21 protein-coding genes and 2 pseudogenes are annotated in these 25,514 nt (G+C 50.8%); 12 read left to right on the forward strand and 11 right to left on the reverse strand.

All coding sequences use genetic code 11. From position 1 onward, the window contains the following. Positions 1-100 precede the first annotated feature (100 nt). Positions 101-1,141, forward strand: coding sequence for an oxidoreductase (locus EHN13_RS16590; protein ID WP_048211743.1), 1,041 nt, complete (start codon positions 101-103; stop codon positions 1,139-1,141). A gap of 90 nt (positions 1,142-1,231) precedes the next feature. On the opposite strand, the gene add is transcribed toward EHN13_RS16590, so the two are convergent. The 3 genes from add to malX form a co-directional block, all read right to left on the reverse strand. Further along, the gene (gene add, locus EHN13_RS16595) at positions 1,232-2,233 is read right to left on the reverse strand and encodes an adenosine deaminase (protein WP_124021754.1); all 1,002 of its coding nucleotides are present in this window, start codon (positions 2,231-2,233) and stop codon (positions 1,232-1,234) included. 100 nt (positions 2,234-2,333) lie between these two features. Then, positions 2,334-3,506 carry a MalY/PatB family protein gene (locus EHN13_RS16600; protein ID WP_101742536.1) on the reverse strand — a complete coding sequence of 391 codons (1,173 nt, stop codon included), beginning with the start codon at positions 3,504-3,506 and terminating at the stop codon, positions 2,334-2,336. A gap of 10 nt (positions 3,507-3,516) precedes the next feature. Beyond that, entirely contained in the window at positions 3,517-5,109 is a 1,593-nt protein-coding gene (gene malX, locus EHN13_RS16605; protein WP_124021755.1) for a maltose/glucose-specific PTS transporter subunit IIBC, read from the reverse strand. Positions 5,110-5,278: 169 nt separating this feature from the next. Here malX and EHN13_RS16610 point away from each other — a divergent pair, with 169 nt between their 5' ends. Beyond that, complete coding sequence (locus EHN13_RS16610) at positions 5,279-6,307, forward strand: Mal regulon transcriptional regulator MalI (protein ID WP_048211739.1); 1,029 nt, start codon at positions 5,279-5,281, stop codon at positions 6,305-6,307. 57 nt (positions 6,308-6,364) lie between these two features. On the opposite strand, the gene EHN13_RS16615 is transcribed toward EHN13_RS16610, so the two are convergent. Both EHN13_RS16615 and manA read right to left on the reverse strand, forming a co-directional pair. Further along, positions 6,365-7,873 (reverse strand): YdgA family protein, encoded by a 1,509-nt coding sequence (locus EHN13_RS16615; protein WP_124021756.1) that lies wholly within the window; start codon positions 7,871-7,873, stop codon positions 6,365-6,367. Positions 7,874-7,980: 107 nt separating this feature from the next. Continuing rightward, positions 7,981-9,156 carry a mannose-6-phosphate isomerase gene (gene manA, locus EHN13_RS16620; RefSeq protein WP_005121190.1) on the reverse strand — a complete coding sequence of 392 codons (1,176 nt, stop codon included), beginning with the start codon at positions 9,154-9,156 and terminating at the stop codon, positions 7,981-7,983. 263 nt (positions 9,157-9,419) lie between these two features. On the opposite strand from manA, the gene fumB reads away from it, so the two are divergent. Both fumB and fumC read left to right on the forward strand, forming a co-directional pair. Continuing rightward, a complete protein-coding gene (gene fumB / locus EHN13_RS16625; RefSeq protein ID WP_124021757.1) occupies positions 9,420-11,066 on the forward strand; it encodes a class I fumarate hydratase in 1,647 nt (548 codons plus the stop codon). A 141-nt stretch (positions 11,067-11,207) separates the two neighbouring features. Further along, positions 11,208-12,611, forward strand: a complete 1,404-nt coding sequence (gene fumC, locus EHN13_RS16630; RefSeq protein ID WP_124021758.1) for a class II fumarate hydratase — start codon at positions 11,208-11,210, stop codon at positions 12,609-12,611. Here fumC and tus read toward each other — a convergent pair. Next, positions 12,608-13,537: a DNA replication terminus site-binding protein gene (gene tus, locus EHN13_RS16635; protein ID WP_124021759.1), complete on the reverse strand. Its 930-nt coding sequence runs from the start codon at positions 13,535-13,537 to the stop codon at positions 12,608-12,610. The genes fumC and tus overlap by 4 nt on opposite strands. Before the next feature lie 73 nt (positions 13,538-13,610). Beyond that, positions 13,611-14,912 carry a two-component system sensor histidine kinase RstB gene (gene rstB / locus EHN13_RS16640; RefSeq protein ID WP_124021760.1) on the reverse strand — a complete coding sequence of 434 codons (1,302 nt, stop codon included), beginning with the start codon at positions 14,910-14,912 and terminating at the stop codon, positions 13,611-13,613. A gap of 354 nt (positions 14,913-15,266) precedes the next feature. Between rstB and EHN13_RS16650 the strand changes: the two are divergent. The 7 genes and pseudogenes from EHN13_RS16650 to EHN13_RS16680 all read left to right on the forward strand — a co-directional run. Then, a pseudogene (locus tag EHN13_RS16650) lies at positions 15,267-15,660 on the forward strand (DDE-type integrase/transposase/recombinase); the annotation flags it as partial. Then, a complete protein-coding gene (locus EHN13_RS16655) occupies positions 15,653-16,036 on the forward strand; it encodes a hypothetical protein (protein ID WP_233612869.1) in 384 nt (127 codons plus the stop codon). The pseudogene EHN13_RS16650 and the gene EHN13_RS16655, both read left to right, overlap by 8 nt. Before the next feature lie 1,369 nt (positions 16,037-17,405). After that, positions 17,406-17,884 (forward strand): annotated as a pseudogene (locus tag EHN13_RS16660) (transposase); the annotation flags it as partial. Between the two features lie 110 nt (positions 17,885-17,994). Then, the gene (locus EHN13_RS16665) at positions 17,995-18,339 is read left to right on the forward strand and encodes a DUF1294 domain-containing protein (protein ID WP_101742573.1); all 345 of its coding nucleotides are present in this window, start codon (positions 17,995-17,997) and stop codon (positions 18,337-18,339) included. Positions 18,340-18,380: 41 nt separating this feature from the next. Then, positions 18,381-18,905, forward strand: a complete 525-nt coding sequence (locus EHN13_RS24365; RefSeq protein WP_232034637.1) for a hypothetical protein — start codon at positions 18,381-18,383, stop codon at positions 18,903-18,905. A 45-nt stretch (positions 18,906-18,950) separates the two neighbouring features. Next, entirely contained in the window at positions 18,951-19,793 is an 843-nt protein-coding gene (locus EHN13_RS16675) for an aminoglycoside phosphotransferase family protein (RefSeq protein ID WP_124021761.1), read from the forward strand. A gap of 121 nt (positions 19,794-19,914) precedes the next feature. Then, entirely contained in the window at positions 19,915-20,943 is a 1,029-nt protein-coding gene (locus EHN13_RS16680; protein ID WP_048211731.1) for a HoxN/HupN/NixA family nickel/cobalt transporter, read from the forward strand. A gap of 84 nt (positions 20,944-21,027) precedes the next feature. Here EHN13_RS16680 and rstA read toward each other — a convergent pair whose 3' ends face one another. Beyond that, entirely contained in the window at positions 21,028-21,762 is a 735-nt protein-coding gene (gene rstA, locus EHN13_RS16685; protein ID WP_162926026.1) for a two-component system response regulator RstA, read from the reverse strand. A 126-nt stretch (positions 21,763-21,888) separates the two neighbouring features. Between rstA and EHN13_RS16690 the strand changes: the two genes are divergently transcribed. After that, positions 21,889-22,224: a GlpM family protein gene (locus EHN13_RS16690; protein WP_005121178.1), complete on the forward strand. Its 336-nt coding sequence runs from the start codon at positions 21,889-21,891 to the stop codon at positions 22,222-22,224. Here the strand turns inward: EHN13_RS16690 and folM are convergent. The 3 genes from folM to ydgH all read right to left on the reverse strand — a co-directional run bounded on the left by folM (position 22,221) and on the right by ydgH (position 25,495). After that, positions 22,221-22,943, reverse strand: coding sequence for a dihydromonapterin reductase (gene folM, locus EHN13_RS16695; RefSeq protein WP_061067866.1), 723 nt, complete (start codon positions 22,941-22,943; stop codon positions 22,221-22,223). The two genes, EHN13_RS16690 and folM, sit on opposite strands and share 4 nt — an antisense overlap. A gap of 37 nt (positions 22,944-22,980) precedes the next feature. Continuing rightward, positions 22,981-24,363 (reverse strand): amino acid permease, encoded by a 1,383-nt coding sequence (locus EHN13_RS16700; protein ID WP_124021762.1) that lies wholly within the window; start codon positions 24,361-24,363, stop codon positions 22,981-22,983. A gap of 187 nt (positions 24,364-24,550) precedes the next feature. Beyond that, on the reverse strand, positions 24,551-25,495 hold the full coding sequence (gene ydgH / locus EHN13_RS16705; RefSeq protein ID WP_124021763.1) for a DUF1471 family protein YdgH: 945 nt from the start codon (positions 25,493-25,495) through the stop codon (positions 24,551-24,553). Positions 25,496-25,514 lie beyond the last annotated feature (19 nt).

The following is a 25,514-nucleotide window of genomic DNA, read 5'->3' on the forward strand; positions in this document are numbered from 1 at the left end:
AAGTTAAGCAACAACCTTTGTAGCGCAAAGGTTATTAAACTATTGTGGCGCTACTATCTATGGTGTGAAATAGGCCAGATCTGAATTGAGAGGCAAAAACATGAGTGACAACATCCGCGTTGGGCTAATCGGTTACGGTTATGCCAGTAAAACTTTCCATGCCCCCCTGATTGTGGGCACTCCGGGTCTGGAACTGGTTGCGGTGTCCAGTAGTGATGAAACAAAAGTGAAGGCGGACTGGCCTTCGGTGGCGGTTGTTACTGAGCCTAAACACCTGTTTAACGATCCGAGTATCGACCTGATTGTGATCCCTACACCCAATGATACACACTTCCCGCTGGCGAAAGCGGCGCTGGAAGCAGGTAAGCATGTGGTTGTTGATAAGCCTTTCACTGTGACACTGTCGCAAGCACGCGAGCTGGATGCGCTGGCCAGAAGCGTAGGGCGCCTGCTTTCTGTCTTCCATAACCGTCGCTGGGACAGCGATTTTCTGACGCTGAAAGCCTTGCTGGCTGATGGCGCGTTGGGTGAGGTGGCTTATTTTGAATCTCATTTCGATCGCTTCCGCCCGCAGGTCCGTGACCGCTGGCGTGAACAGGGTGGCCCGGGGAGTGGTATCTGGTATGACTTAGCGCCGCATCTTTTAGATCAGGCAATTAACCTGTTTGGCTTGCCGGTGAGTCTGACGGTCGATCTGGCACAGCTCCGTCCGGGGGCGCAGTCGACAGATTACTTCCATGCCATCCTGACGTATCCGCAGCGTCGGGTGATTCTGCACGGAACGATGCTGGCAGCGGCTGAGTCTGCTCGTTATATCGTTCACGGATCGCGTGGCAGCTATGTGAAGTATGGTCTGGACCCACAAGAGGAACGTCTTAAAAATGGTGAGCGGCTGCCACAGGAAGACTGGGGTTATGACATGCGTGATGGTGTACTGACACGCATGGAAGGTGATGAGCAGGTGGAAGAAACCTGGTTAACCGTGCCAGGTAATTATCCGGCTTACTATGCGGGAATCCGTGATGCGCTGAATGGTAACGGCGAGAACCCGGTTCCAGCCAGACAAGCCATTCAAATCATGGAACTGATTGAGTTGGGCATTGAATCGGCGAAACACCGATCGACGCTGTGCCTTGCCTGATAATGCCAATGTCGGATGTCGAGGCATCTTATCTGGCCTACAATGCAATGTAGGCCAGATAAGCGTTAGCGCCATCCGGCAATAAAGCCATTACGCTGCGGCGACTTTCTCACGCAGTGCTTGTTTCTCTTCATTGCTCAGGAACGCCATTTCCAGGCCATTGATTTGCGCCTGGCGAATCTGTTCACGCGTCAATCCTGCAGCCGGAGCGGCTACGGTGTATTCGTGAATAATATCCACACCCTGAACCGCCGGGTCGTCCGTATTCAGACTGGCCAGTACACCGTGTTCAAGGAATGTTTTCAGCGGATGCGTCGTCAGTGAGGCGACGGTACTGGTTTGAATATTCGATGTAAGACAGGATTCAATGCCGATGCGCTGCTCGGCGAGAAAATCCATCAGGGCGAGATCTTCGACGGCTTTTACGCCGTGGCCAATACGTTCTGCTCCCAGTTCTCTGATAGCTTGCCAGATGCTTTCCGGGCCTGCCGCTTCACCTGCATGAACCGTGATATGCCAGCCAGCGTCGCGTGCACGGTTGAAATGGGACAGGAACAAACTGCCCGGGAAACCGAGTTCATCGCCGGCCAAATCCAGTGCGGTGATGTGATCACGATGCGCTAACAGTGCATCCAGTTCCTGCAGACAGGCAGCTTCGCCGAAAGTACGGCTCATAATTCCAATTAAGCGAGCTTCAACGCCGAACGTTTTACAGCCTTCGCGTACGCCTGCAATAACGGTTTCAACCACACCTGCAACGGGGAGTTGATGGGCCATCGCCATATAGCCTGGGGAAAAACGTAGTTCAACGTAATGCAGACCATTACGTGCGGCATCCTCAATATTCTCAAATGCGACGCGGCGACAGGCATCCAGCGAGGCCAGCACTTTGACACCCCAGTCAAGCTTTGACAAAAAACTGACCAAATCAGGCTCAGTTGACGTTACCTGCACGTGAGGGATCAGCATTTCAAGTGTTTGAGCAGGAAGCGTTAAATTAAACTGACGACCAAGATCCAGGATCGTTTGGGCACGGATGTTCCCATCAAGGTGGCGATGGACGTCGGTTAAAGGAAGGGAAGTATCAATCATGGTCGCACTCATGTTTTTAGGTAAAGTGCGCAGTATTATAAGAATAAATCGGGATAAAAATCTATGTTGCGCAATGATTAATTTCATTGCGCAACTTTAGTTAGCGCAGAGAGCGCAGGGCGTTAATTAATCCCTGAACACCTTTCTCAAGTTTTGAGCGGGGACATCCGGTATTCAGGCGTACAAAACCGCACCCTTCCTCTCCGTAGGTCGAACCTGGCATGATCGCCACTTTTTGCTGGTGGATAAGCGCATTTTGTAACGCCTGGTCATCAACCCTGAGCGGACGTAAATCTATCCAGGCCAGATAGGTGGATTGCGGGATCTGCCAGTTAAGTTCAGGGAACGCGGTATTAAGTTCATCAGCAACATAATGCAGGTTGCCGACAAGATAATCCCGTAAGGCATCCAACCAGCGCTCACCTTGCTGATAGGCGGCAATATGTGCGGTGAGTGCCAGCACCGCAGGGGAAGACAATCCATCGCGTCCCTTTAGCGCACTGAGATAATCGTTGCGACTATTGGCGTCTTCGATGATCCCATACGCTCCGGTTAATGCCGGGATATTGAAGCTCTTGGAGCCGGAGGTGAGTAGCGCCCAGTCGCCGCGTGCGACATTGATCCACGGGATATGCGGTTGCTCTCCCCAAACCATATCCATATGGATTTCATCGGAAATGACGTTGACACCATGTCGCTGGCATAAGTCAGCCATGGTTTCCAGTTCCTCGTGCGTCCACACTTTGCCCGTTGGATTTTGTGGGCTACACAGCAGAAGAATTTTACTCTCTGGCCGTGAGAGAGCTGCTTCCAGCTTTGCCATGTCGCAATACCAACCGTCGCTCCGCTTTTCCAGACCGACGGGGAGCACTGTGCGCTGGTTGCCCTCGATGGCCTTGTAGAATGCATCGTAAGCTGGCGTATGGACAACTACCGCGTCGCCAGCAGACGACCACTGGCGGATGAGTTCTGAGACCATATAGATAACTGAGGGGCCATATACCAGCGATTGAGGATCGATCCGGGTATTGTGACGAGTTAGAAACCAGTGGCTAATGGCCGCCAAAAACTCGTCATTTTTCCAGCGGCTGTATCCTAATACACCGTGTGACAGGCGCTGTGTCAGCGCCTCCAGAATGCAAGGGGCCGTAGCAAAATCCATATCAGAGATGGTGAACGGCAGCAGATCGGCAGTGCCAAAACGGTCGGCAACGTAATCCCACTGAGTACACCAGGTACCATGCCTGTCCACAACCTTTGAAAAATCAAACATGTCGTTGTCCTCACGCCTGTACGGTGTTCATCAGAACTGCGATTTCGTCTTTCACTGACTGGACCTGCGGGCCAATAACGACCTGAAGGTTATGCTGATTGAGCTGTACCACGCCAATGGCCCGGTTGTCTTTCAGTGCCTGGACATTTACGCGTGACATATCTTTGACCGACAAGCGCAAACGCGTAATGCAGTTATCCAGACTAACGATATTCTCCGTGCCACCCAATGCCGCCAGAATTGCCGGAACATTGTAGCCAGATTTACCGGGTGTGCCTGCCATCACTTTCTCGATATTGCTGGCAATTTCGACATCACGGCCCGGTGTCTTCAGATTAAAGCGGGTGATCGCGAAGCGGAAGATAACGTAGTACACCGCAAACCAGATGGCTGCGACAACAGGGACCAGATACCACTTGGTGGACAACCCGTGCAGGATGCCGAACACCACAAAGTCAATCAGGTTACCGTCGGTGTTACCGATGGTGACGCCAAGCACTGCCATCACAGTGAAGCCAAGACCGGTCAGCAGGGCGTGGATCACATACAGAACTGGGGCAACGAACAGGAATAAGAACTCAAGGGGCTCGGTGGTACCGCCGATCACACAGGCAATAAGACCAGAAATTAATAACCCTTTAATTTTATGACGATTTTCAGGGCGAGCACAGTGGTACATAGCGAGCGCAGCCCCCGGTAAACCACCGAGGAACGCCGGCATTTTACCCTGGGACAGGAAGCGGGTTGCGCTTTCAGAGAAGCCTTGCGTGGTTGGGCAACTCAGCTGCGCCTGGAAAATAGTCAATGCGCCACTGACGCTATGACCACACACTTCCTGGGTACCGCCCGCTTCAGTAAAACGAATGAGGGCCACCAGAATATGGTGCAGGCCAAAAGGCAGCAGCAGACGTTCACCGGTACCAAACAGCATCGGACCAAATTCACCTGCGCTGTTGATGATATTGCCGAGCCCGGTAATACCCATCGCAAATACAGGCCAGATCAGAGGGATAACTAATCCAACCAGTCCCATGACCAGTGAAGAGATGATGGGGACAAAACGGGTGCCGCCGAAGAAAGCCAATGCGTCCGGCAGACGGATATTGTGGAAGCGTTCATGCAGCATCCAGACAATGATCCCAGCGATGACGGCACCGAGGATCCCGGTGTCGATCGACTGGATCCCCAGGATGTTTTGGATGTTATTGGCCTTCAGGATTGCTGCATCAGTGGTAGGTAAAATCCCTTTCGCCGTCAACCAGAAGTTAACGGCAAGGTTCATGACTGCATAACCAACAAACCCGCCAAATGCCGCCACACCTTTGTTCTCGCGCGCCAGACCGAGAGGAATAGCAATACAAAACATCACGGGTAAGAAACTAAAGGCGAAAGAGCCGACTTTACTCATCCAGGTAAAAAGAGCCTGAAGCACCGGGTTACCCAATGCGGGGATCAGCGTTAAGACATCATGACTGCTTAATGAACTGCCGATCCCCAACATGATCCCGCAGAAGGAGAGCAGAGCCACGGGCAACATAAAGGTTTTGCCCAACTGCTGGAAAAATTCCCATAACGTTATTTTTGGTGTGGTTCTCGTCGTCATCTAACGACTCCTCGTGAAAGCTCGGTGACTAATGATGGCGAGAAGATAAAACGTTTTACCTAATTTTAGTGCGGTATAAATCACATTATCGAATGATAATACGGCGTATAACTATAACCGATTGATAAAACGTTTTATCCGTCACGTTATCAGGGAGTTTTCTGTTTTTATGGCTATAGCCAAAAAAATAACCATTCATGATGTTGCGCTGGCTGCCGGGGTTTCGGTCAGTACAGTCTCATTGGTGCTTAGTGGAAAAGGGCGTATCTCATCCGCAACCGGGGAGCGGGTAAACGCAGCCATTGAGCAGTTGGGGTTCGTACGTAATCGTCAGGCATCGGTGCTGCGTGGCGGTCAGAGTGGTGTGGTCGGGCTGATTGTGCGCGATCTGTCTGCGCCATTTTATGCTGAACTGACGGCAGGCCTGACGGAAGCATTAGAAGCACAGGGTCGGATGGTCTTTCTTTTACACGGCGGCAAAGACGGTGAGCAATTGGCTCAGCGTTTTGCGATGCTACTTAATCAGGGCGTGGATGGCGTAGTCATTGCAGGTGCAGCTGACAGCAGTGATGCGCTGCGACAACTGGCTGAAGAAAAAGGGATTCCGGTCGTATTTGCCTCACGAGCCAGTTACCTGGATGACGTCGACACGGTACGACCCGACAACATGCAGGCAGCGCAATTGTTGGTTGAGCATCTCATTCGGCACGGTCACCAGCGAATCGCGTGGCTGGGGGGGCAGAGTTCTTCTTTAACCCGCGCAGAGCGTGTCGGCGGCTATTGTGCGACGCTGCTAAAATATGGTTTACCGTTTCATAGTGATTGGGTTCTTGAGTGTTCATCCAGTCAAAAGCAGGCTGCCGAAGCCGTTGCTGCACTGTTACGCCGCAACCCGACGATCAGCGCCGTAGTGTGTTACAACGAAACCATCGCTGTTGGTGCCTGGTTTGGTCTGATGAGAGCGGGGCGTCAGAGCGGCGAAATTGGCGTCGATCGCTATTTTGAACAGCAAGTTTCACTGGCTGGATTTGCGGATGTGGCGGAAAACGCGCTGGATGACATTCCCATTATCTGGGCCAGTACCCCGGCACGCGAAATGGGTTATACCCTGGCTGAACGTATACTGCAGCGCATTGGTAATGATGACAGCCATTCCCGCAATCTGACGCTTTCCGCCCGACTGGTCACGCAGAAGTAGCTTGGCGAAGATCAAAAGCCCGGTAAGCGGTATTATCGGGCCTGGTTCAGAGAAGAATTACTGTTGTGGAACTGCCGGAGCATCCGGTTCGCCAAGGGTCGGCATACCGAACATACCAACAAACTCATCCAGCGGCATCTTCTGCCCGTTGAGCGTTACCTGGCCATTGGTGTACTGCAGGCTGGAGCCGATAGTGTTGTCCTGCATCGTGGTAATGCGGAACATCTGCCCCATCGCAGCCATGCCATTGACCTGCTGTTTAGCCAGCTCCGCGGCTTGCTCCTGCTGATAGCCCTCAATTTTGGCTATCTGTGTCATGAACTCAGTCGCCATATCCACAGGAATAGTCAGCTTCGCGTCCAGTGATTTGACTGAACGATCCACTTCCTGAGCCAGCGTTTGTGGCTCTTCTTTGGTCGCGGTTGGATCTTTGAGCAGCAGCGACAGATTAAACGTCGTTTCGCCTTTCGCATTTTTCCAGCTTAACGGCGCAATGGTGATTACTGGTTCACCTTTCATCAGAATGGGCAGCGCATTAAAGAACGCTTCCGTGACTTTCTGCTGATACAGCTCTGGGTTTTGGACGACATCAATCTGCGACATCAGCGCCTTGGTTTGGGCGCTGTACTGCTGGCTGAACTGATGCAGGGCTTCACCGTCAATCTGACCCACTTTCAGCGTTAGCTTACCGCTACCCAAATCCTGGCCCTGTAATTTAAGGCTGTTCAGGGTGTAATCCAACTGACTGTTCACGGTTTTTCCGTCGTTAATCAGATCGGATTTACCATCAATTCCCATTCCTTCGAGCACGGCCAGTTCTTTGCCTACGACCGATATCGACAGCTTATCGAGAGACAGCTTCTGGTCGCCGATGCGTTCACCAAAACTGGCGACACTGCTGGACCCTTCGGTTGTCAGGTTATTAAAGGTAATTTGCACCTTCTGATCGTATTCGTTGACTGCATTAACCTGACCGCTTTGCGCAGTGCCCGTCAGGGAAACCGCGTTACCGTCTTTATCTGCGGTGAACTGGAATTCCCCACCGCTGAAGGCCACTTTTTCGTCGCCTTTCTCGTAGTTCAACGGTTTAAGGGAAAGATCGGAACGGGTGTCGCCACTATAGCTAATACGGGAGTTGATGACGAAAGGAGACTCGCCTTTGGCTATATCAAACAATGACTTAGTGACATCGTTATTCACCAGTGTTGTTCTCACCGAAGCCATAGCAGGAATGAGGTTCAATGACTTAAGCTGGGTTAACGGGAAGGGGCCGTGATCCACCGTTTCATCCAGAACGATAGTTTGGCCTGCTTTCAGCCATGCGTTTTCCTGTCCGGCGATGGGCTTCACTACCAGTTGCAGTTGGCTATTGAACACGCCGCGCTGGTAGTTTTGATAACTCAGTTCAATTCCTGCCTCAGGTGAGTAGCGTTTGATCTGATCATTTGCCTGCGTCACCATCTCAGCGAGATGCGTTTCCAGTTTCTTTCCGGTGTACCAGGCGCCGCCCGTCCAGACGATACCCAGCGCAACCACCACACCCGCAGCTACCAGCGATTTTTTCATTTCGATATCCATAAAATAAAACCAGGCGTTTGAAGACGCCTGGAGGAGTGACATGTTTTTAACTCTCTACTAGCTTAGCAAGAGTTGTCAAAAATATCAGTATCTTGCTAGAGCTTGTTGTAAACACGCGCTAAACGGCCGACGCCGCTGACACTTATTGGCGATTCATTCGCACTAATAAATGCGGATTCACCCGGTTTTAGTACCAGACGTTGATCGCCTTTACTCAGTAGCGCTTCACCTTCGATGCAGAACAAAATTGCCGCGCTGTGCTGGCTAATTACGGCTTCTCCGGCAGACAGTTCATGCAGGGAGAAGGCGAAATCATCAACCGGGATCGGGAAGTCGAGTTCACCACCGGTTTTGACCGGCGTGGTCAACAGTTGGTTCGCCGGTTTTGCGACAAATTTAACGTTGGCCACCAGCTCCGGAATATCGATATATTTCGGTGTCAGCCCTGCACGCAGCACGTTATCAGAGTTTGCCATGACCTCAAGTGCCACACCTTGCAGATAGGCGTGCGGCGTTTCGGCGAACAGGAACATCGCTTCGCCAGGATTTAGCTTCACCACATTCAGCAGCAGTGGGGAGAAAAGACCGCTGTCGTTCGGGTAGACATCGGCGATAAGGCGAATAGTCTGCCACGGTTCGCCTTGCTGGCTGTTAAGGGCTGATTTCAGTATTGCCAGTGCATGCGATTTTTCCTGGTCCTGCATATTTAACAGGCTGGCGAAAAGGTAGCTCAGGCGCTCGGCACCGGGTTCCTGCAAAAAGTGAGCAATGGCAGGATGTGCGCCCGCAACCGGTTGTAACAACGCAACGATGTCAGAGAACTCGCGAAACGCATTCATCGCCAGGAATGGCGTCAGGGCAAAAACCAGTTCTGGCTTGTGGTTCGGATCTTTGTAGTTACGCTCAGCGGCATCCATCGGGATCCCGGCAGCGTTTTCTTTGGCGAAACCTATCTCAGAGTTGTGTTTGTTTGGATGGACCTGAATAGAAAGGGGTTGAGCGGCGCAGAGCACTTTAAACAGGAAGGGCAGTTCGCCAAAGCGTTTTGCTACCGCATCGCCCAACAGTGCGGATTTGTCGTGCTCGATAACATCGCGCAGAGCAACGGGTTGGCCATCGGCCCCTTGAACCTGAGAGCTGCTTTTCGGATGAGCACCCATCCACAGCTCGGCCATTGGCTGCTGGGTTGGGTTGGCAATGCCATAAAGTTCCGTTAACGCAGTTTTACTTCCCCAGGCGTAGTGTTGCACTGAGTTGATCAGTTTTTGCATTATCAATGCCCTGTTTCAATGTTGAAAAATCTCTGGCTATTAAACCAAGAAACCCCGGTCGAAGTAACCTGCACGTGCAAAAAGTCGTACTAGTCTCAGTTTTTGTTAAAAAATTGTGTAGGATATGGTGACTCGCTTTTAATACCCTGAGTAATTCTGGTTGCAGAAAGCCATATCTTCTACAACCCGATCTGCGGCAGGGAAGCAGGGCAATGGAACATCTGCCCAGAGAATAACCAGACCGAGCAGTAAGTGAGAGCACAATGTCAAACAAACCCTTTCATTATCAGCATCCTTTTCCCCTCAAAAAGGATGATACCGAATACTATCTGCTGACCAGCGACTATGTTTCCGTTGCCGAATTTGAAGGGCAGGAGATTGTCAAAGTTGCGCCTGAGGCTTTAACTTTGCTGGCTCGCCAGGCGTTTCATGACGCATCGTTTATGCTGCGTCCTGCTCATCAGCAGCAGGTTGCAGACATTCTGCGTGATCCGGATGCCAGCGAAAACGATAAATATGTCGCCCTGCAATTCCTGCGTAACTCTGATATCGCGGCAAAGGGCATTCTGCCGACATGTCAGGACACCGGCACGGCGATTATCGTGGGTAAAAAAGGACAGCGTGTCTGGACTGGCGGCGGTGACGAAGCGGCGCTGGCGCGTGGGGTTTATAACACCTACATCGAAGATAACCTGCGCTATTCACAAAACGCCGCGCTGGATATGTACAAAGAGGTGAACACCGGTACCAATCTGCCAGCACAGATTGACTTGTATACCGTCGACGGCGATGAATATAAATTCCTGTGTATTGCCAAAGGCGGCGGTTCGGCGAACAAAACCTATCTGTACCAGGAAACCAAAGCGCTGCTCACGCCAGGCAAATTAAAAAATTACCTGGTGGAGAAGATGCGTACGCTGGGAACAGCAGCTTGCCCGCCGTACCACATCGCGTTTGTGATCGGTGGAACATCCGCAGAAGCCACGCTGAAAACGGTGAAACTGGCGTCGGCGAAATACTATGATGAGCTGCCGACCGAAGGTAACGAACATGGCCAGGCATTCCGTGATGTGGTGCTGGAAAAAGAGCTGCTGATTGAGGCACAGAATTTAGGGCTGGGCGCGCAGTTTGGCGGAAAGTACTTTGCTCATGATATCCGTGTAATCCGCCTGCCGCGTCACGGCGCGTCGTGTCCGGTCGGTATGGGGGTCTCTTGCTCTGCTGACCGTAATATCAAAGCCAAAATCAACCGTGAAGGGATCTGGATTGAGAAGCTCGAACACAATCCTGGCAAATATATCCCGGAAGAACTGCGTCAGGCAGGCGAAGGCGAAGCCGTGCGTGTCGACCTGAACCGTCCGATGAAGGATATCCTGGCACAGTTGTCGCAATATCCGGTTTCTACCCGCTTGTCGCTGAATGGTACGATCATCGTTGGACGTGACATAGCGCATGCGAAACTGAAAGAACGTCTGGATAACGGCGAAAGTTTGCCGCAGTATGTTAAAGATCACCCAATCTATTACGCCGGACCGGCAAAAACGCCGGAAGGTTATGCATCTGGCTCGCTTGGTCCAACCACTGCCGGACGTATGGACTCGTATGTTGACCAGCTTCAGGCCGCGGGCGGGAGTATGATCATGCTGGCAAAAGGAAACCGCAGCCAGCAGGTTACTGACGCTTGCCATAAACATGGCGGTTTCTACTTAGGCAGCATTGGTGGGCCAGCGGCCGTGCTGGCTCAGGGCAGTATCAAGAGTCTGGAGTGCGTGGAATATCCCGAACTGGGGATGGAAGCCATCTGGAAAATTGAAGTGGAGGATTTCCCGGCGTTTATCCTGGTGGATGACAAAGGAAACGATTTCTTCCAGCAAATTCAGACGTCGCAGTGCGCACGCTGCGTTAAGTAACGTCAGCCGCCCTACGGGGCGGTTTTTTTTACCGCACGAACCACCAAACGACAGTTTTTTCCTCGTTAATACTCATAAGACCAATGCAAGTGGGCAATGTCGAAACATAACCTAATCAATCGTTAATATAAGGAGCAGGTAATGGTAACGGTACGCCGCGAGAATGATTCAATGGGTGCGATCGATGTCCCGGCCGATAAACTCTGGGGCGCGCAAACGCAACGATCGCTGGAGCATTTTCGCATTTCAACAGAGAAAATGCCGGTTTCGCTGATCCACGCGTTGGCGCTGACTAAACGGGCCGCTGCGAAGGTTAACCAGGATTTGGGGTTGCTGGCTGCGGAAAAAGCCTCCGCCATCATGCAGGCTGCAGACGAGGTTCTGGCAGACAAACATCGTGATGAGTTTCCGCTGGCTATCTGGCAGACCGGCTCCGGCACGCAAAGCAATATGAATATGAATGAGGTGCTGGCAAACCGGGCCAGCGAATTGTTGGGCGGCGTGCGGGGGATGGAGCGAAAAATACATCCGAACGATGACGTCAACAAAAGCCAAAGTTCAAATGATGTTTTTCCCACGGCAATGCATGTCGCCGCGCTGTTGGCTTTGCGTGAGCATCTGATCCCTCAACTGAATGTGTTGACCACCACGTTACGTGAAAAATCGCATGCCTTCGCCGACATTGTCAAAATCGGCAGAACCCATTTACAGGATGCGACGCCCCTGACGCTGGGTCAGGAAATCTCAGGCTGGGTGGCCATGCTGGAACATAACCTGAAGCATATTGAACATAGTCTGCCACACGTTGCTGAACTGGCGTTGGGCGGTACGGCGGTAGGGACCGGGCTGAACACCCACCCGGAATATGCCGAGCGGGTTGCGGATGAACTGGCTGTGTTGGCCTCTGCACCTTTTGTCACCGCGCCGAATAAATTCGAAGCGCTCGCCACCTGCGATGCCCTGGTTCATGCTCACGGCGCGCTAAAAGGCCTGGCTGCATCGCTGATGAAAATCGCCAATGATGTACGCTGGCTGGCATCCGGTCCGCGCTGCGGCATTGGCGAAATTTCTATTCCTGAAAATGAGCCGGGCAGTTCCATCATGCCGGGTAAGGTTAACCCGACACAATGTGAAGCCCTGACTATGCTGTGCTGTCAGGTTATGGGTAACGATGTTGCCGTTAATATCGGCGGGGCGTCAGGGAATTTTGAACTGAACGTCTATCGCCCGATGGTTATCCACAACTTCCTGCAATCGGTTCGCCTGTTGGCTGATGGTATGGAAAGCTTCAACGAACACTGTGCGACAGGGATCGAGCCAAATCGTGAACGCATTGATCAGCTGCTCAACGAATCACTGATGCTGGTAACCGCGCTAAACACCCATATCGGTTACGATAAAGCGGCTGAGATTGCTAAAAAGGCGCATAAAGAAGGACTGACCTTAAAAGCGTCAGCCCTGGCGCTGGGATATTTAACCGAGGTCGAATTCGACAGCTGGGTCCGCCCGGAACTGATGGTCGGTAGCATGCGACCGGGTCGTTAATCCGCTACATACAGGTGCAGCCGTGGGATAATCAGTCTTAACGGTTGCGCCTGAGGTTTAAAACGGTGCTGAACATTGTCAGCATCGTAGTTCAGTAATCCTCCGATATCCGGCACCGTCATGCCGTTTTCGTTATTTACTAGCGCAATTAATGGCGTCGGGCAGGCATATTGCACCTGTTTTTGCTGCCCGTTGTACCAGACTCGGGCGATGGGTTGTACTTTGACCGGGCGTTTGATCTTCAATTTTGCCTGCTGTGGCAGGGCAGCGATGTCCTGGTATTCACGCTCAAGCCTGGCCTGCCACTCTTCGCGTGTCCACGGATGCACGCTGCGTGGTGATGTCAGGCTCTTTTCCAGTTGTTGCAGTACCTCATCACGTGTCAGGTTCTTAATAATATGCTTGTTGGCCCAGCCAAATCGCAGGGTAGCCGGATTTCTGACGACCGTTAGCGTCCGATAGGCGTTCAACGTAATCAGCCCCGGTAGGTGGCGGTGCACCCATTCAAAACGCGCCGCCGATGGCAGACCAGAATCTACGGTGACAATACGCTCAAAGGTGGTTTTAAGCTGATTAATACGTTGTATTTGCTCTTCCAGCACGACTTGTGTGCCGGTATTCACCTGATAGCAGAGTACCCCCGGCAGGCGGACAGCCGCCTTGCTGCTGCGATTCTCGGACTGCTGTTGAATAAACAGGTGGCGAAAGTGGCGTAGTGCCAGGGTTTCCGCCTCTTTACCCAAGTGCTGTTTAACGTCGATGGTTTCCAGTGGCGCGTGTTCTGCCTCTTTCACCACTTCCGGCAACGAGAACACGCGAGCAATCAGCAGCGCCTGCTGTTGCAATTGCCCGGTGAGGTGTGCCAGTTCTTGTTCCATCTGGCGAAAGGTTCCGTTTAAGCGTTCGACAAGATCATAGCGAGACATAGGCTTACCATTTTAGTTACAACATACTTTTTTATAGCACAAGACACTCAACCTGACCACCGAGCGGTGTAGGTCAGGCAGCTGAAAATTCAGGTATGTTATGCCAGACAGGCCAACTGAAGGAGAAGCGGGCACCACCGAGTTCACTTTCATCACAGACCACAGTACCGCCCATAGCCAGAGCAATGGAGTGGACGATGGCGAGGCCAAGTCCGCAGCCACCTGTCGCCCGGTCACGGCTGGGGTCCAGACGAACGAACGGTTCAAAAATCTGCTCGCGCGCAGCTGGCGCGATGCCGGGTCCATCATCTTCGACGATAAGCGTTGCCTGACTCCCATTGAGTTGCAGGCTGGCTTGCACAGTAGACTGGCAGTAACGCAGAGCGTTGTTTAACAAATTATCCAGCACACGCTCCATCAAACGCATATCCAGTGCGCCGTAGTCTCCGATTTGAAGATGGCGCAGGCGTACCGCACGATCGGGATTGACGCTTTGTACATCTTCCAGATGGGTTGTTAGCCACATAGGCAGGTCCGGAACACTGAGTTTTAGCTCATTTTGCGGCCGATCCAGACGAGCATAGGTGAGCAATTCTTCAATTAACGCTTCCAGTTGACCAATATCGCGGTTTAGCGCCTGCGATTCCTGCTCGGTGAGGTTATCGCTCATTTCCAGGCGGTAACGCAATCGCACCAGCGGTGTGCGAAGCTCATGGGCAATGCCGTCAATCAGCTGTTTTTTACTGGCAATCAGGGCATTGATATTGTCTGCCATTTGGTTAAACGCCACGCCCAGGCGCTCAAAGCTTGATCCGCTGTCAAAGTGCAACCGCTCATTAAGATGCCCTTCACCAAAACGCTGCGCAGCGGCCTCCAGTCTGAGCATCTCTTGCCAGTGTGGGCGCATCCAGATCAGCACAGGGAAGGCTAATGAAATAGCAATGAAGGCCATCAGCGCGACGTCCAGCAAGCGCATCTGGTGCAGGAAATAGAGATAAGGTACCGGGCCGACGGCTAGTACATAGTGGCTTCGTGGAATTCGTTGAATAAAGGTGTACTGATCGTCGAGCGCAACGATATCGCCTTCCCGTAAGCGCTGCATGGTGGGAGCATCCAGATGGTATTTATTCAACGGTTCTACGCGAAGATCAAAAGACAGATTTAAATCCATCTCTTTCAGGGTTTTTCCCCAGTCACGCGGCGGGATTTCGCGTAATTCGCTGCGCATCAGATACAACGAGCTTTTCATCAAGTCGTCGAGCGACTGTCTGCCCGCACGTTCTGCGGTGAATTTGTACACCAGGCCAACCAGCATGGTCATCACCAGAAAACAGACAAACAATAAGAGATAAAACTGCACAAACAGCTTTTTCATGAAAAATCACTCAATGTTCAATATGTTAGCTATTGCGCGTTTCCCTCTGGGGGCACCAGGGGGACACAGTTGTATCCGCTGATGCGCTGGTTCAGAAAGGCTATTTGATCACCATCAAGCGCGTTTATCCAGGCAGAGTACACTGTATAAACCATTTCTGCATTCTCATGACCCATCTGATTTGCAATAAACGCAGGGTTGGCTCCAGCGGAGAGCATCCAGCATACATAAGTATGCCGGGTTTGCTATGGGCGACGGCGGCGCACGCCAGAACGCCTTATGGTTGTGTTCCAGAGTGAGCTTATCGAATTAGCAGTGAATCGCCACAGGTTTAACAGACACCTCGGAGTCATCCTGCGAGATAGCGGGAAACAATGTGGGATCAACCGGCGTGGCGGCTGAAGGAGTGTGCCGGGATAACGGCTCAGGTCGGGTATCGCAGCCCACGAGCGCGTAAAGGTGAAGTCAGTATCGTGACACCCGACAGGCTCCAGCGGCAGTTCAACCCGGAAGCTCCGGATGAACGTTGGGTAACGGACATAACCTACATCCGAACCCACGAAGGCTGGCTGTATCTGGCCGTCGTTGTTGACCTGTTCTCGTGCAAAGTTATCGGCTGGTCAATGCAACCCCGGATGACAAAAGATATTGTTCTGAATGCGCTTTGATGGCCGTGTGGTGACGTAATCCCCAAAAACAGGTGCTGGCTCATTCTGACCAAGGTAGTCAGTACACAAGCCATGGTTACGGATGCGGTGCTGCTTACGGGGCTGTATAGGGGTATATTCTTTGCCACTAATGTTTTTTTACGACGAAAAGATATGATTGATTTGGCGTATTATGTGAATGCTATTAAAAGCGGAAAGGAAGTAATTTGTATTCAAGAATCTTGTGAATGCGATGATTTGGCTGAGGTTGAGACTATAACCATGGAATGGAGACACGATAGTGGTGTGGTAATCCGCTGTACTCATGAACTTGAAGCTACACAACATCCCAATGATGTTTGCCCTGAATGTTGGATTTGTTGGGAAGTGATAGATGCGGCAGGGCAGGAAATCAGGCCAATGAAGAAGAATTTTTATAATGTTTGTCAGGAGTCATTCTGGTTGAGTATGAATTGACAGTCTGTACTACATTTCACTTTTTGCAACACTGCAAGCAACCGCTCCTTTTTATGAGATAACGTTCGCGGCCAAAGCAGGTTAGTGAGAAATAAAAATGAGCACAGAAGCGGCTATCAAAATCTTCGATCCCCGGATAGCTAAGCTGGAACCACGCGGCGGTAAGTCGTCCATCCACTGGGATGATAGGTGGGCGATCGAAGTGGCGATATTTAGTACAGGCATCTCGCAGTAATAGCTATTGTGAAGCTCATCTGCGGATAGGTTTGATAGTGGAAATGAGTTATCAATGATTTTGACAAAAACATCCAGAGGATAAGAATTATCATCTTCGGTAACTGGTTGGATAAAATATTATAATCTTTCTCGGTTAGATAGTGCTTCAACAGGTGATGATTTATAGTCTTATTTAACATGAAATTAACTTTGCATGACGTGTATAATATTTTGATGTGAATAAATTGACCGATATTGCCATTATGAAATTCGCTTAGGTGGGGCGGTTAGTAAAAAACCCGCACCCATAGCTAAAATTACCTAAAAGATAATTGAGTAGAATGTGTTTGCGGTGAATCCCCCTAAGCGGTGGGGCATAAACAGCAAAGTGTAATTAATTTTACATGGTCCAAAATTGGTGCGAGTCACGGAGGCTGTCCAAAGACTCACCGGGAGGCACCCGGCACCATACTCAATTAGCCCCGACTCCCCTGCCGGGGCTTTTTCATACCTGTTTTCTGCAAATTCCATAATTAGCCGTCAACCAGTGAAGAATACTGCTATAGCATTTGCTTACATGACTCTCAATTGCTCTGCATTAACCGCCCATACTGAAAATACTTGGCACACCGAATCCACGTCGGCGAACGATAACGCGTTAAGCGTGTTTCTATTGCTGCCAACATAAACGAGACCGCAAGCCCCAGTGTCTGTATTAATGCTGATAGTAGTATGAGTGAACAGCAGAGTGCGACAATCTACGAAATGATTAAAAGGCCGGGGGATGGACATCATCATCCCCGGTAACCGGTTGGCAAGCTGTTGTTGTTTTCTCCAGATTAGAGAGTGGACTGATAGCTGTGATTACACAACATGATTTAACATGAAATTAACTCATCATTAGTATATCTAATATTTTTATTATGAATATATTGGTAGTCAAAAAATGGAATGCGGCCTGTAAAATAGTGGTTATTGCCCTGCATAGACGTTGAGCAATGATTATTTGGTGATGTTATGCCGAAAATGGACTGGAAAAAGCTGGAGCAGGAATTCCAGCGTGCGCAGGTATATTAAAACGCGCAAGAGTGCGCAGAAAAAGAAACCAGAAGCCAGTTTTAGTGGCACAGTAAATTTGGCCACCTGATTAAAAGTGATATTCTCACCACTACATAAAACAGGTGACTTAATGAACAAGAAAACTAAGCGTACTTTCACCCCTGAGTTCAGGCTGGCATGTGCACAGCTGATTGTTGATAAGGGCTACTCAATCGACAAGCCAGTGAAGCAATGAATGTCGGTTCTACCACGCTTGAAAGTTGGGTTCGTTAGCTCAGGCGAGAGCGTCAGGAGGAACAGAATACGATATTAAAAAAGGCTACCGCACTCTTGATGTCCGACTCACTGAACGGTTCACGATAGCCGCCAGACTGAGTGACAGCCACACGGTTGTAAGCCTTTGTTCCGCACTGGAAATACACCGTAGCAGTTACCGGTACTGGCGAGAAGGCGAAAACGACGCGATACTGTCAATCCGGCGCGAGTGAGGCTGTACAGCTAAGTACGCCGGCGTGGAACCGGACTGGGGCGCGCACTCTGGCTGAAATGCTGACCCAGAATGGCATTCCGATATTACACTGTATCCACTATTTCTGCATTGCCATCCTCCGCTCGGCGCTTTGGCATGTATGACGTATAATGCGGCTTTGATGCATTCTGATCTATTCCACACAACTAATAAAATGAACCTCAATCGTTTCTGTTACTTGCTACTGATTTTGGCTGCGTCAGGCAGTATATTCACCCCACATCCCTTGGCCATGTGGTGCCTGCTTGTTAATGTTTTGACGCTGGTGATTTACGGCGCAGATAAAATGGCGGCGCGTAAGGCCTGGCGCAGAGTGCCAGAATCCACTTTGCTGGTGTTTGGCGTTGTGGGCGGGTGGCCTGGCGCGATTGCGGGCCAACAACTTTTTCGTCATAAAACACAAAAACAGCCATTCAAAACCTATTTCATAATCAGTATTTTATTGAGTGTTTCAGCGATGGCAGCTGTTTATTGGCTTTTAGCATTTTCATCTTCCTGAGTATCAATCACGAGTATCAAAAACAGCGGAGACAGGATGATATGAAGATCTATATTATCGACCAGAATGGCGATTTGGCCTTACAAAATGGTCGCAGTATTGTTGTTGAGTTTGCTTATGGCAAATCGCTTGAACTGGCTGGTAGCCCACAACCGTTACCGGAGGGAATCCCTGACGGGATCCATATTTGGGGCGGCAGAATTCCGTATCAAACGTCAGAAGAAGTGAAGACCTCGCAACTGGATTTCAAACCGGTAGCGGCCAATGGCATGATTGTTTCACCGCTCCCGATCAAAGAATCTGATTCCTGTGTAACAGAGATGTTTATTGCAGATGATGACGGTTCCCTGCAACCGCTAAAAGGGAGCAGGGTGGTTATTGCGCTTGAAAATGGCAAAACCCTGGAGTTCATGGAACATTATGCCAACAATGGGCTGCTGGTTTGGGGAGGACGAGAGCCCGATTCACAACTTCCTTTTGAAGAAGTTAAGCAAAGAACCGAGAGTCTTGGAGTGTATCTACTGGCAGGCAACGTTGTTCATGTATTTCCCTATAAAGTGGAGTAATAATATGTTTTATCGCCTCAAGGCTCAATCAAATAAGAGGCCGCATTGGATAAATCTGTAGTCAATGGCTGGCTCAGCCGATGGGGACTCACTCCTGATGGCGAACAGATTGCAACGCACACATCGCAGCTTTTGCCCGTTACCGTTATTAAAAATGGACAAAAAGCGATACTCAAACTCACCACCGATGATAGTGAACGAAATGGCGGCGAGCTGATGGTTTGGTGGAGCGGGAATGGCGCAGCGAGAGTGCTTGCTCATGCTGATGGCGCGATTCTGTTAGAACGAGCAACAGGGTCGAGTTCTTTAGCTGACATGTCCCGCTCTGGCAAAGATGCGCAGGTTTGTCGCATTATTTGCCATACTGCCAGCCGTCTCCATCTCCCGCAAAATACGTCTACACCCGCGCTAACGCCGCTACATCATTGGTTTGGCGATCTTGCCCCAGCGGCGAAAATCTATGGTGGAGTTATGACGCGCTGTGCAGAGATCGCAAACGAATTGTTCTCATCTCCTCAGAATGAGGTCGTATTGCATGGTGACTTACACCACGGCAATGTCCTCGATTTTGGCCCGGCAGGCTGGCTGGCAATTGATCCCAAGGGACTACTGGGTGAGCGAGGGTTTGATTACGCCAATATATTCACGAATCCTGACCTTGCCGATCCCTGTGTTGCTATCGCGACAGACCCAAACATTTTTAAGCAACGCGTGCAACTTGTCTCTGAGATAGCCGGGATTGAACGACAGCGACTGCTGATGTGGATAGCCGCATGGTGTGGTTTATCTTCTGCATGGTTTCTGGAGGATGGGGAAAATGCGGCGATAACCTTGCATGTCGCGGAGTTAGCGATTGCTGAACTGGACGAAGAGAGCAGGCAACTTTGATCTAAGACACTGGGCTGGTAATTCTTAAACGTTATCATTAGGCTGGTAAACGTTTTATTAATCTATCAGTGAACGGCGGTGATGTTGTGTTGTTTATTACAAAACGAGTGGGCCGGAAATAATGACTTCGTTGTATTCATTAATAAAAAAACGGCCAAACCTCATATTGCTGGTGGTTTTTCTCATCGGAGCAAACATAGTCGCCTGGCTTTGGGCATTCACCGCGTTTCGGCATAATACGTCACTTCTGGCGCTGAGCCTGATCGCGTGGTGTTATGGTTTGCGTCATGCAGTCGATGCCGATCATATTGCGGCCATAGATAGTGCGACGCGAAAGCTCATGCAGCAAAACAAACGCGCGCTGACGACGGGGGCATGGTTTTCTCTGGGACACTCCACCATCGTCGTGCTGGCAAGTATGGGTATTGCTCTGACCACCAGCGTATTTAAGCAACATATGGTATGGTTTCAGAATATTGGTGGAATTATCGGAACCACCGTTTCTGCCGCATTTCTGCTGATTCTGGCTACCATCAACCTCATCATTTTCTGTCAGGTCTGGAAGGCGTTCCGCCATCTGAAACGTACCGGTATTTATGATCTCTCCACGGAAGATGTCACGGTTTCAGGTCCGCTGAATTGGCTATTCCGCTCAGCCTTCAGGTTGGTTGGGAAAGACTGGCACATGTATTTTGTTGGTTTCTTATTTGGCCTGGGCTTTGACACCGCGACTGAAATCTCGTTATTGGGCATATCGGCTTCAAGCGCCTCCAACGGGATGTCTGTCTGGTCCATTTTAGTCTTCCCGGCGCTGTTTACCTGCGGTATGGCGCTGATTGACTGCCTCGACAGTATTCTGATGGTTGAGGCCTACGGTTGGGCATTCAATAAGCCGCAGCGTAAGCTGTATTACAATATGACCATTACCGGAACCTCAGTGATTGTGGCGCTGTTTATCGGTGGACTGGAGGGGTTGGGCCTGCTGTCTGATGCTTTTTCGTTACAGGGCGGGCTGTGGGACACGGTCAGTAACTTAAGTGACCACATGGGCAACGTCGGGTTTGTCATTATTGGCGTTTTTATTGCCTGTTGGATTATTTCCGCGTTGAACTACCGCTGGAAAAAATATGACGGTCTGACGTTCAGTTGAGGTAGAAAATCGGTATGCAACTCAACGTGACGCTGTCACGTTGAGTTGCATTCACGCGATAGGTTATGCGCCTCATCCGGTGGGTTATTTCTGAGATTCGTCGTCCCAGGCGTGCGGCGCGAACAAATAACCTTTGTTGCGTACCGTTTTGATTCGATAGGGTTCAGTCGCGTTATCGAGCAGTTTTTTACGTAACCGGGAAATTGCGACATCGACACTGCGGTCCATACCGTCGTAACTTACGCCGCGCAGATTCTTCAGCAACGCATCACGGTCCATAATCTGCCCGGCATGGGTTGCCAGTTCCCAAAGTAACTCAAAATCCGCCGTAGAGAGGGCGACCAGCTCACCGCCGAGCAGCACAGACCTATTCGTTGGGTCAATGGTCAGTGCGCCAAAACGCAGAGTGGTGTGCGGGGTGATGGTGGCAGCCTGAATCCCTTTAGCCTGGGCTGAATGTTCGTTTTGGCGTAAATGCAGGCGCAGGCGAGCCAGCAGTACTGCCGGTGGTGTGGTTTTCAGGATATAGTCGCAGGCACCCATTTCGAGAGCCAGAATATGGTTCATGTCACTGTCCAGCGAAGTCAGCAGGACAATTGGACCTTGCCAGCGCCCACGCAAATCACGGCAAATAGTCATACCGTCCTTACCTGGAAGCATAATATCTAACAACACCAGATCGGGTTGCACTTGCAGAATTTTCTCTTCGGCCAAATCACCACGAGGTTCAACGATAACCTCAATATCATGCCGGGCCAGATAGGCCGCAATCAGCGAACCTACTTCGGGATCATCTTCAACAAATACGATGGTGTTCATATCATTCATTTTGAATATAAAACGCCAACATACACCGCCATCGTTTTTCCTTCCATTAATCTTTTCTAAACGAGAACGCTTCCGTTATGCTAGAGGCTGATGTTATTGATGTGTTAAGGCAAAACGATGGGGCTCGTAGTAAAAGCGGCGCTGGGTGCGCTGGTGGTGGTGTTGATTGGCTTGCTGGCTAAAACAAAGAATTACTATATTGCCGGATTAATTCCGTTGTTCCCAACCTTTGCGTTGATTGCCCACTATATTGTGGCCAGTGAACGTGGGATCGAGGCGCTGCGTACAACGATTGTATTCAGCATGTGGTCGATTATTCCCTATTTTGTCTACCTCATTTCACTGTGGTACTTCACCGGTTTTATGCGTTTACCCGTCGCGCTCATTGGCTCGGTAGTCTGCTGGAGCCTGAGCGCGTGGTTGCTGATCTTTTGTTGGATAAAACTGCACTAGCGCAGGTGGCGACCACCGTCAACGGCAAAGCTACGGCCGGTGACAAAGCAGCTGGTAAACAGGTAGTCTATTAAATCAATGACTTCTTTTTCACCGGGTGCGGTTTTCATCAACGATTTATTCAGCGCCTGCTGACGATATTCTGCATCGTCACCCTCGTTAAACAGGATTAGCGAGGGGGCGATTGCGTTAACTTTCACTTCCGGGGCCAGTTTGCGGGCAAATGAGCGGGTCATATTATCCAGAGCAGCTTTACTGGCAGCATAGGCAATATGCTTGTCGCTGCCACGCTCTACGACGTAATCAGTAAAATGGATAATATCGCTGGCCGCATGCCCATGTCCGCGCAGCAGGCCTTCCAGCGCGTGATTAAGCAGGTAAGGGGTATTCACGTGGATCTGCATCATGCTGGACAGCACCTCAGAAAGCGGCAGCCCCGGTTTTTCGGCAAGCCAGGCGCTGGCATTATGCACAATAGCGCGTAAACCTTCGGTACGGGCTTTCACTTCCCTGGCAAAATCGAGGACGCCTTCGTCGGTCGCGAAGTCAGCCTGAATACATTGTGCCCCCGCCTCTTGCAGGCCATCAATCGCCGGGTAGTGTGTCCGGTAACTGACGATCACCGGCTGCTTTTGATTCAGAAAATGCCACGCGATGGCGAGACCGATACGACGGCCCCCTCCGGTGATAAGTATTGGCAAAGCGGGCTTTTTACCCATCGAGATCTCCATGAGTCGCAAACGATGGGTCAACTATTTAACCCATCAGCATCCAGGCCGCTGGAACAGCTGCTACAAGAAGCAGGCCGATCAAAGCCATTTCCTGGCGTTTTAATACGTTGTCATGCGCGTGAGTTTTGCGGGCATAAAGGAAAACCAGCAACCCCGGAGCATACAGCACCACGGACAACAGCAGGTGCATCGGACCTGACGCGTACAGTAACCATAAGCCATAAATGCATGCACCGACACCAACAGCCTGATGAATTGGTCGGGTCGCTATTTTCAGCAAAAATGCGCCGACGAGGAAATAGGGCACCAGAATCATCTCAGAGGCAATAGTCAGCAGCGTATTGTAGTCAGAACCTGTGAGCCAGATCAGCACCAGACAGACCTGTACACAGATGTTAGTCAGCCACAGTGATGCAGATGGCGCACCTTGCGCATTCTGACGGGCAAAAATACGCGGGAATGCTTTGTGCGTGGATGCCAGAAATGGGACTTCCGCCGCCATAATCGTCCAGCTCAAATAGGCGCCGCAGACAGAGACAATCAAACCCGCGGCGATAATGATTTCGCCCCATGGCCCCATCATTTTAACCATCAGACCAGCCATTGATGGGTTGCGGATCTCAGCCAGTTCCGGGCGTGCGACCACGCCAAGAGAAAGCAGGGTCACCAACAGGTAGACGCCAAGCGCGGCAAGTACAGCCAGCAGTGTCGCGCGCCCAACATCGCGTTTGTTCCTCGCCCGAGCGGACACCACGACAGCGCCTTCCACGCCGATAAACACCCACAGGGTGATAAGCATGGTGTTTTTAACTTGCTCCCAGACAGGAACACCCAGTTTCACACCGGTAAAGTCCAGGCTAAAGGTGTCGAGCTTAAATAACATAAATGCCAGAACGATAAACAGGCCAAGCGGCAGTAGCTTCGCCAGCGTCGCCACCAGATTAATGCTGGCGGCTGTCTGTACACCACGTAACACCAGAAAATGCACGACCCACAGCAGTACCGATGCGCCAACAATAGACTGCCAGGTATTCCCGTCGCCAAACAGACGCAACGCAGGTGTATCGGTAAAGAAGCTAAGTGCGGAAAAGACGATAACCAGATAGGAAACGTTAGCGATAACGGCGCACAGCCAATACCCCCACGCGGAACAGAAACCGATCAGTTCTCCGAAGCCTTCACGCGCGTAGGTAAAGATACCGCCGTCCAGTTCCGGGCGGATACGCGTCAGGATAAGCATGGCAAACGCGAGCAGCAGGATCCCCGCGCCCGTAATCGCCCAACCAATCAATAACGCTGCCGGGCTGGCTACTGCAGCCATATTTTGTGGCAGGCTGAAAACACCGGCGCCAAGCATTGAGCTTAGAACCAGCGCCGTCAGTGCGCTCAGACCCAATTTCTTTTCCATTTGTATCCAGTTACAAAAACGAGAGTGAGAGAATAATTATTTTGGCAAATCGCATAAAAATGGTGAAAGCGACTCAAGGCGCGGGATTTTACGGAGAGAAGACAGCGCATGCAATGGGGATAGGCAGATTTGTGACTAAAAATGCTAAAGGCGGCATAAAGCCGCCTTTTATTGTTACAACTGTCTGTTACTTATACAGGTCGGCGCTGATGGTCATGTTGTTACCACGTTCCGACCACTGGCGGGTAATGTGGTAGTACTTGGCACCTTTTTTCGCTGCACGTTTAGCAACCTGGTAAGAGACTTCGGTCATGTTGCCATAGTTACCGGTGAACTTGATGCTGTCGAACGGCACCATCATCGCGGCGGTAGCTTTGTTCAACTCCTCAACTTTAGTACCGTCAGGCAGGGTGACAGTGTAACGTCCGCCTTTAGTTGACTGAGTTTCGAAGAAACGACCCACTTCGGCACTCGGAGACGCGGTTGTTGCCACGCCTGGGATTTCAACTTTCTTCGCGGCTTCGCCACCGGCTGCTAACGCGGCACGTCCGGCATCAGAATCGGCAGGGATCGCATCAGGGCTTTGAACAACACGTTTTTTCGCATCTTCTTTGTAGATGAATGCGGTAATACGTTGGTTACCCCCCTGGTTGGCATCAACCTGGCGTACGATATAAAAAGAGTAAGCCCCTTTTTCTTTCGCCACTTTGGTGATGGCATCATTTACTTCAGGTTGGCTGCGGTAGAAACCCTGAACCGTAACGGTATCGAAAGGTTCAATCAGAACAGCCTGGTCTTTCGGTAATTCCATAACGCCGTTGATGACGCGATTTTTGGTGACTTCTGCTTTTTCAGCGTCGGCTTTATAGATATCGGCGACGACGCGCCAGTTACCGCCACTGCCAAAATCTGAGGTATCAACAACATAAAAGGAGGCTGCACCGTCTTTATCTGCACGACGGGATACGGCGTCTACCGCATCACCGATAGAATTAAAACGACCGGTAACCACAATGCGGTCATAGGGTTTCAGGGCAGCTGCTTGCTCCGGCGTCAATTCTGTCGCTGCATTTACAGAAAAAGCAGTCGCAGAAAGAAGAGCGGACGCCAGGAGAGTGTTCTTAAGCTTCATAAAAATAATCCTTCGCCTT

The organism is Citrobacter youngae (assembly GCF_003818115.1).
Taxonomy (GTDB): Bacteria; Pseudomonadota; Gammaproteobacteria; order Enterobacterales; family Enterobacteriaceae; genus Citrobacter; species Citrobacter youngae.

Excerpts from the sequence above, each read along its gene's own strand:
- EHN13_RS16590 (WP_048211743.1), top strand. The coding sequence starts at position 101 with ATGAGTGACAACATCCGCGTTGGGCTAATCGGTTACGGTTATGCCAGT.
- add (WP_124021754.1), bottom strand. The coding sequence starts at position 2,233 with ATGATTGATACTTCCCTTCCTTTAACCGACGTCCATCGCCACCTTGAT.
- EHN13_RS16600 (WP_101742536.1), bottom strand. The coding sequence starts at position 3,506 with ATGTTTGATTTTTCAAAGGTTGTGGACAGGCATGGTACCTGGTGTACT.
- malX (WP_124021755.1), bottom strand. The coding sequence starts at position 5,109 with ATGACGACGAGAACCACACCAAAAATAACGTTATGGGAATTTTTCCAG.
- EHN13_RS16610 (WP_048211739.1), top strand. The coding sequence starts at position 5,279 with ATGGCTATAGCCAAAAAAATAACCATTCATGATGTTGCGCTGGCTGCC.
- EHN13_RS16615 (WP_124021756.1), bottom strand. The coding sequence starts at position 7,873 with ATGAAAAAATCGCTGGTAGCTGCGGGTGTGGTGGTTGCGCTGGGTATC.
- manA (WP_005121190.1), bottom strand. The coding sequence starts at position 9,156 with ATGCAAAAACTGATCAACTCAGTGCAACACTACGCCTGGGGAAGTAAA.
- fumB (WP_124021757.1), top strand. The coding sequence starts at position 9,420 with ATGTCAAACAAACCCTTTCATTATCAGCATCCTTTTCCCCTCAAAAAG.
- fumC (WP_124021758.1), top strand. The coding sequence starts at position 11,208 with ATGGTAACGGTACGCCGCGAGAATGATTCAATGGGTGCGATCGATGTC.
- tus (WP_124021759.1), bottom strand. The coding sequence starts at position 13,537 with ATGTCTCGCTATGATCTTGTCGAACGCTTAAACGGAACCTTTCGCCAG.
- rstB (WP_124021760.1), bottom strand. The coding sequence starts at position 14,912 with ATGAAAAAGCTGTTTGTGCAGTTTTATCTCTTATTGTTTGTCTGTTTT.
- EHN13_RS16655 (WP_233612869.1), top strand. The coding sequence starts at position 15,653 with ATGGTTACGGATGCGGTGCTGCTTACGGGGCTGTATAGGGGTATATTC.
- EHN13_RS16665 (WP_101742573.1), top strand. The coding sequence starts at position 17,995 with ATGAACCTCAATCGTTTCTGTTACTTGCTACTGATTTTGGCTGCGTCA.
- EHN13_RS24365 (WP_232034637.1), top strand. The coding sequence starts at position 18,381 with ATGAAGATCTATATTATCGACCAGAATGGCGATTTGGCCTTACAAAAT.
- EHN13_RS16680 (WP_048211731.1), top strand. The coding sequence starts at position 19,915 with ATGACTTCGTTGTATTCATTAATAAAAAAACGGCCAAACCTCATATTG.
- rstA (WP_162926026.1), bottom strand. The coding sequence starts at position 21,762 with ATGAACACCATCGTATTTGTTGAAGATGATCCCGAAGTAGGTTCGCTG.
- EHN13_RS16690 (WP_005121178.1), top strand. The coding sequence starts at position 21,889 with ATGGGGCTCGTAGTAAAAGCGGCGCTGGGTGCGCTGGTGGTGGTGTTG.
- folM (WP_061067866.1), bottom strand. The coding sequence starts at position 22,943 with ATGGGTAAAAAGCCCGCTTTGCCAATACTTATCACCGGAGGGGGCCGT.
- EHN13_RS16700 (WP_124021762.1), bottom strand. The coding sequence starts at position 24,363 with ATGGAAAAGAAATTGGGTCTGAGCGCACTGACGGCGCTGGTTCTAAGC.
- ydgH (WP_124021763.1), bottom strand. The coding sequence starts at position 25,495 with ATGAAGCTTAAGAACACTCTCCTGGCGTCCGCTCTTCTTTCTGCGACT.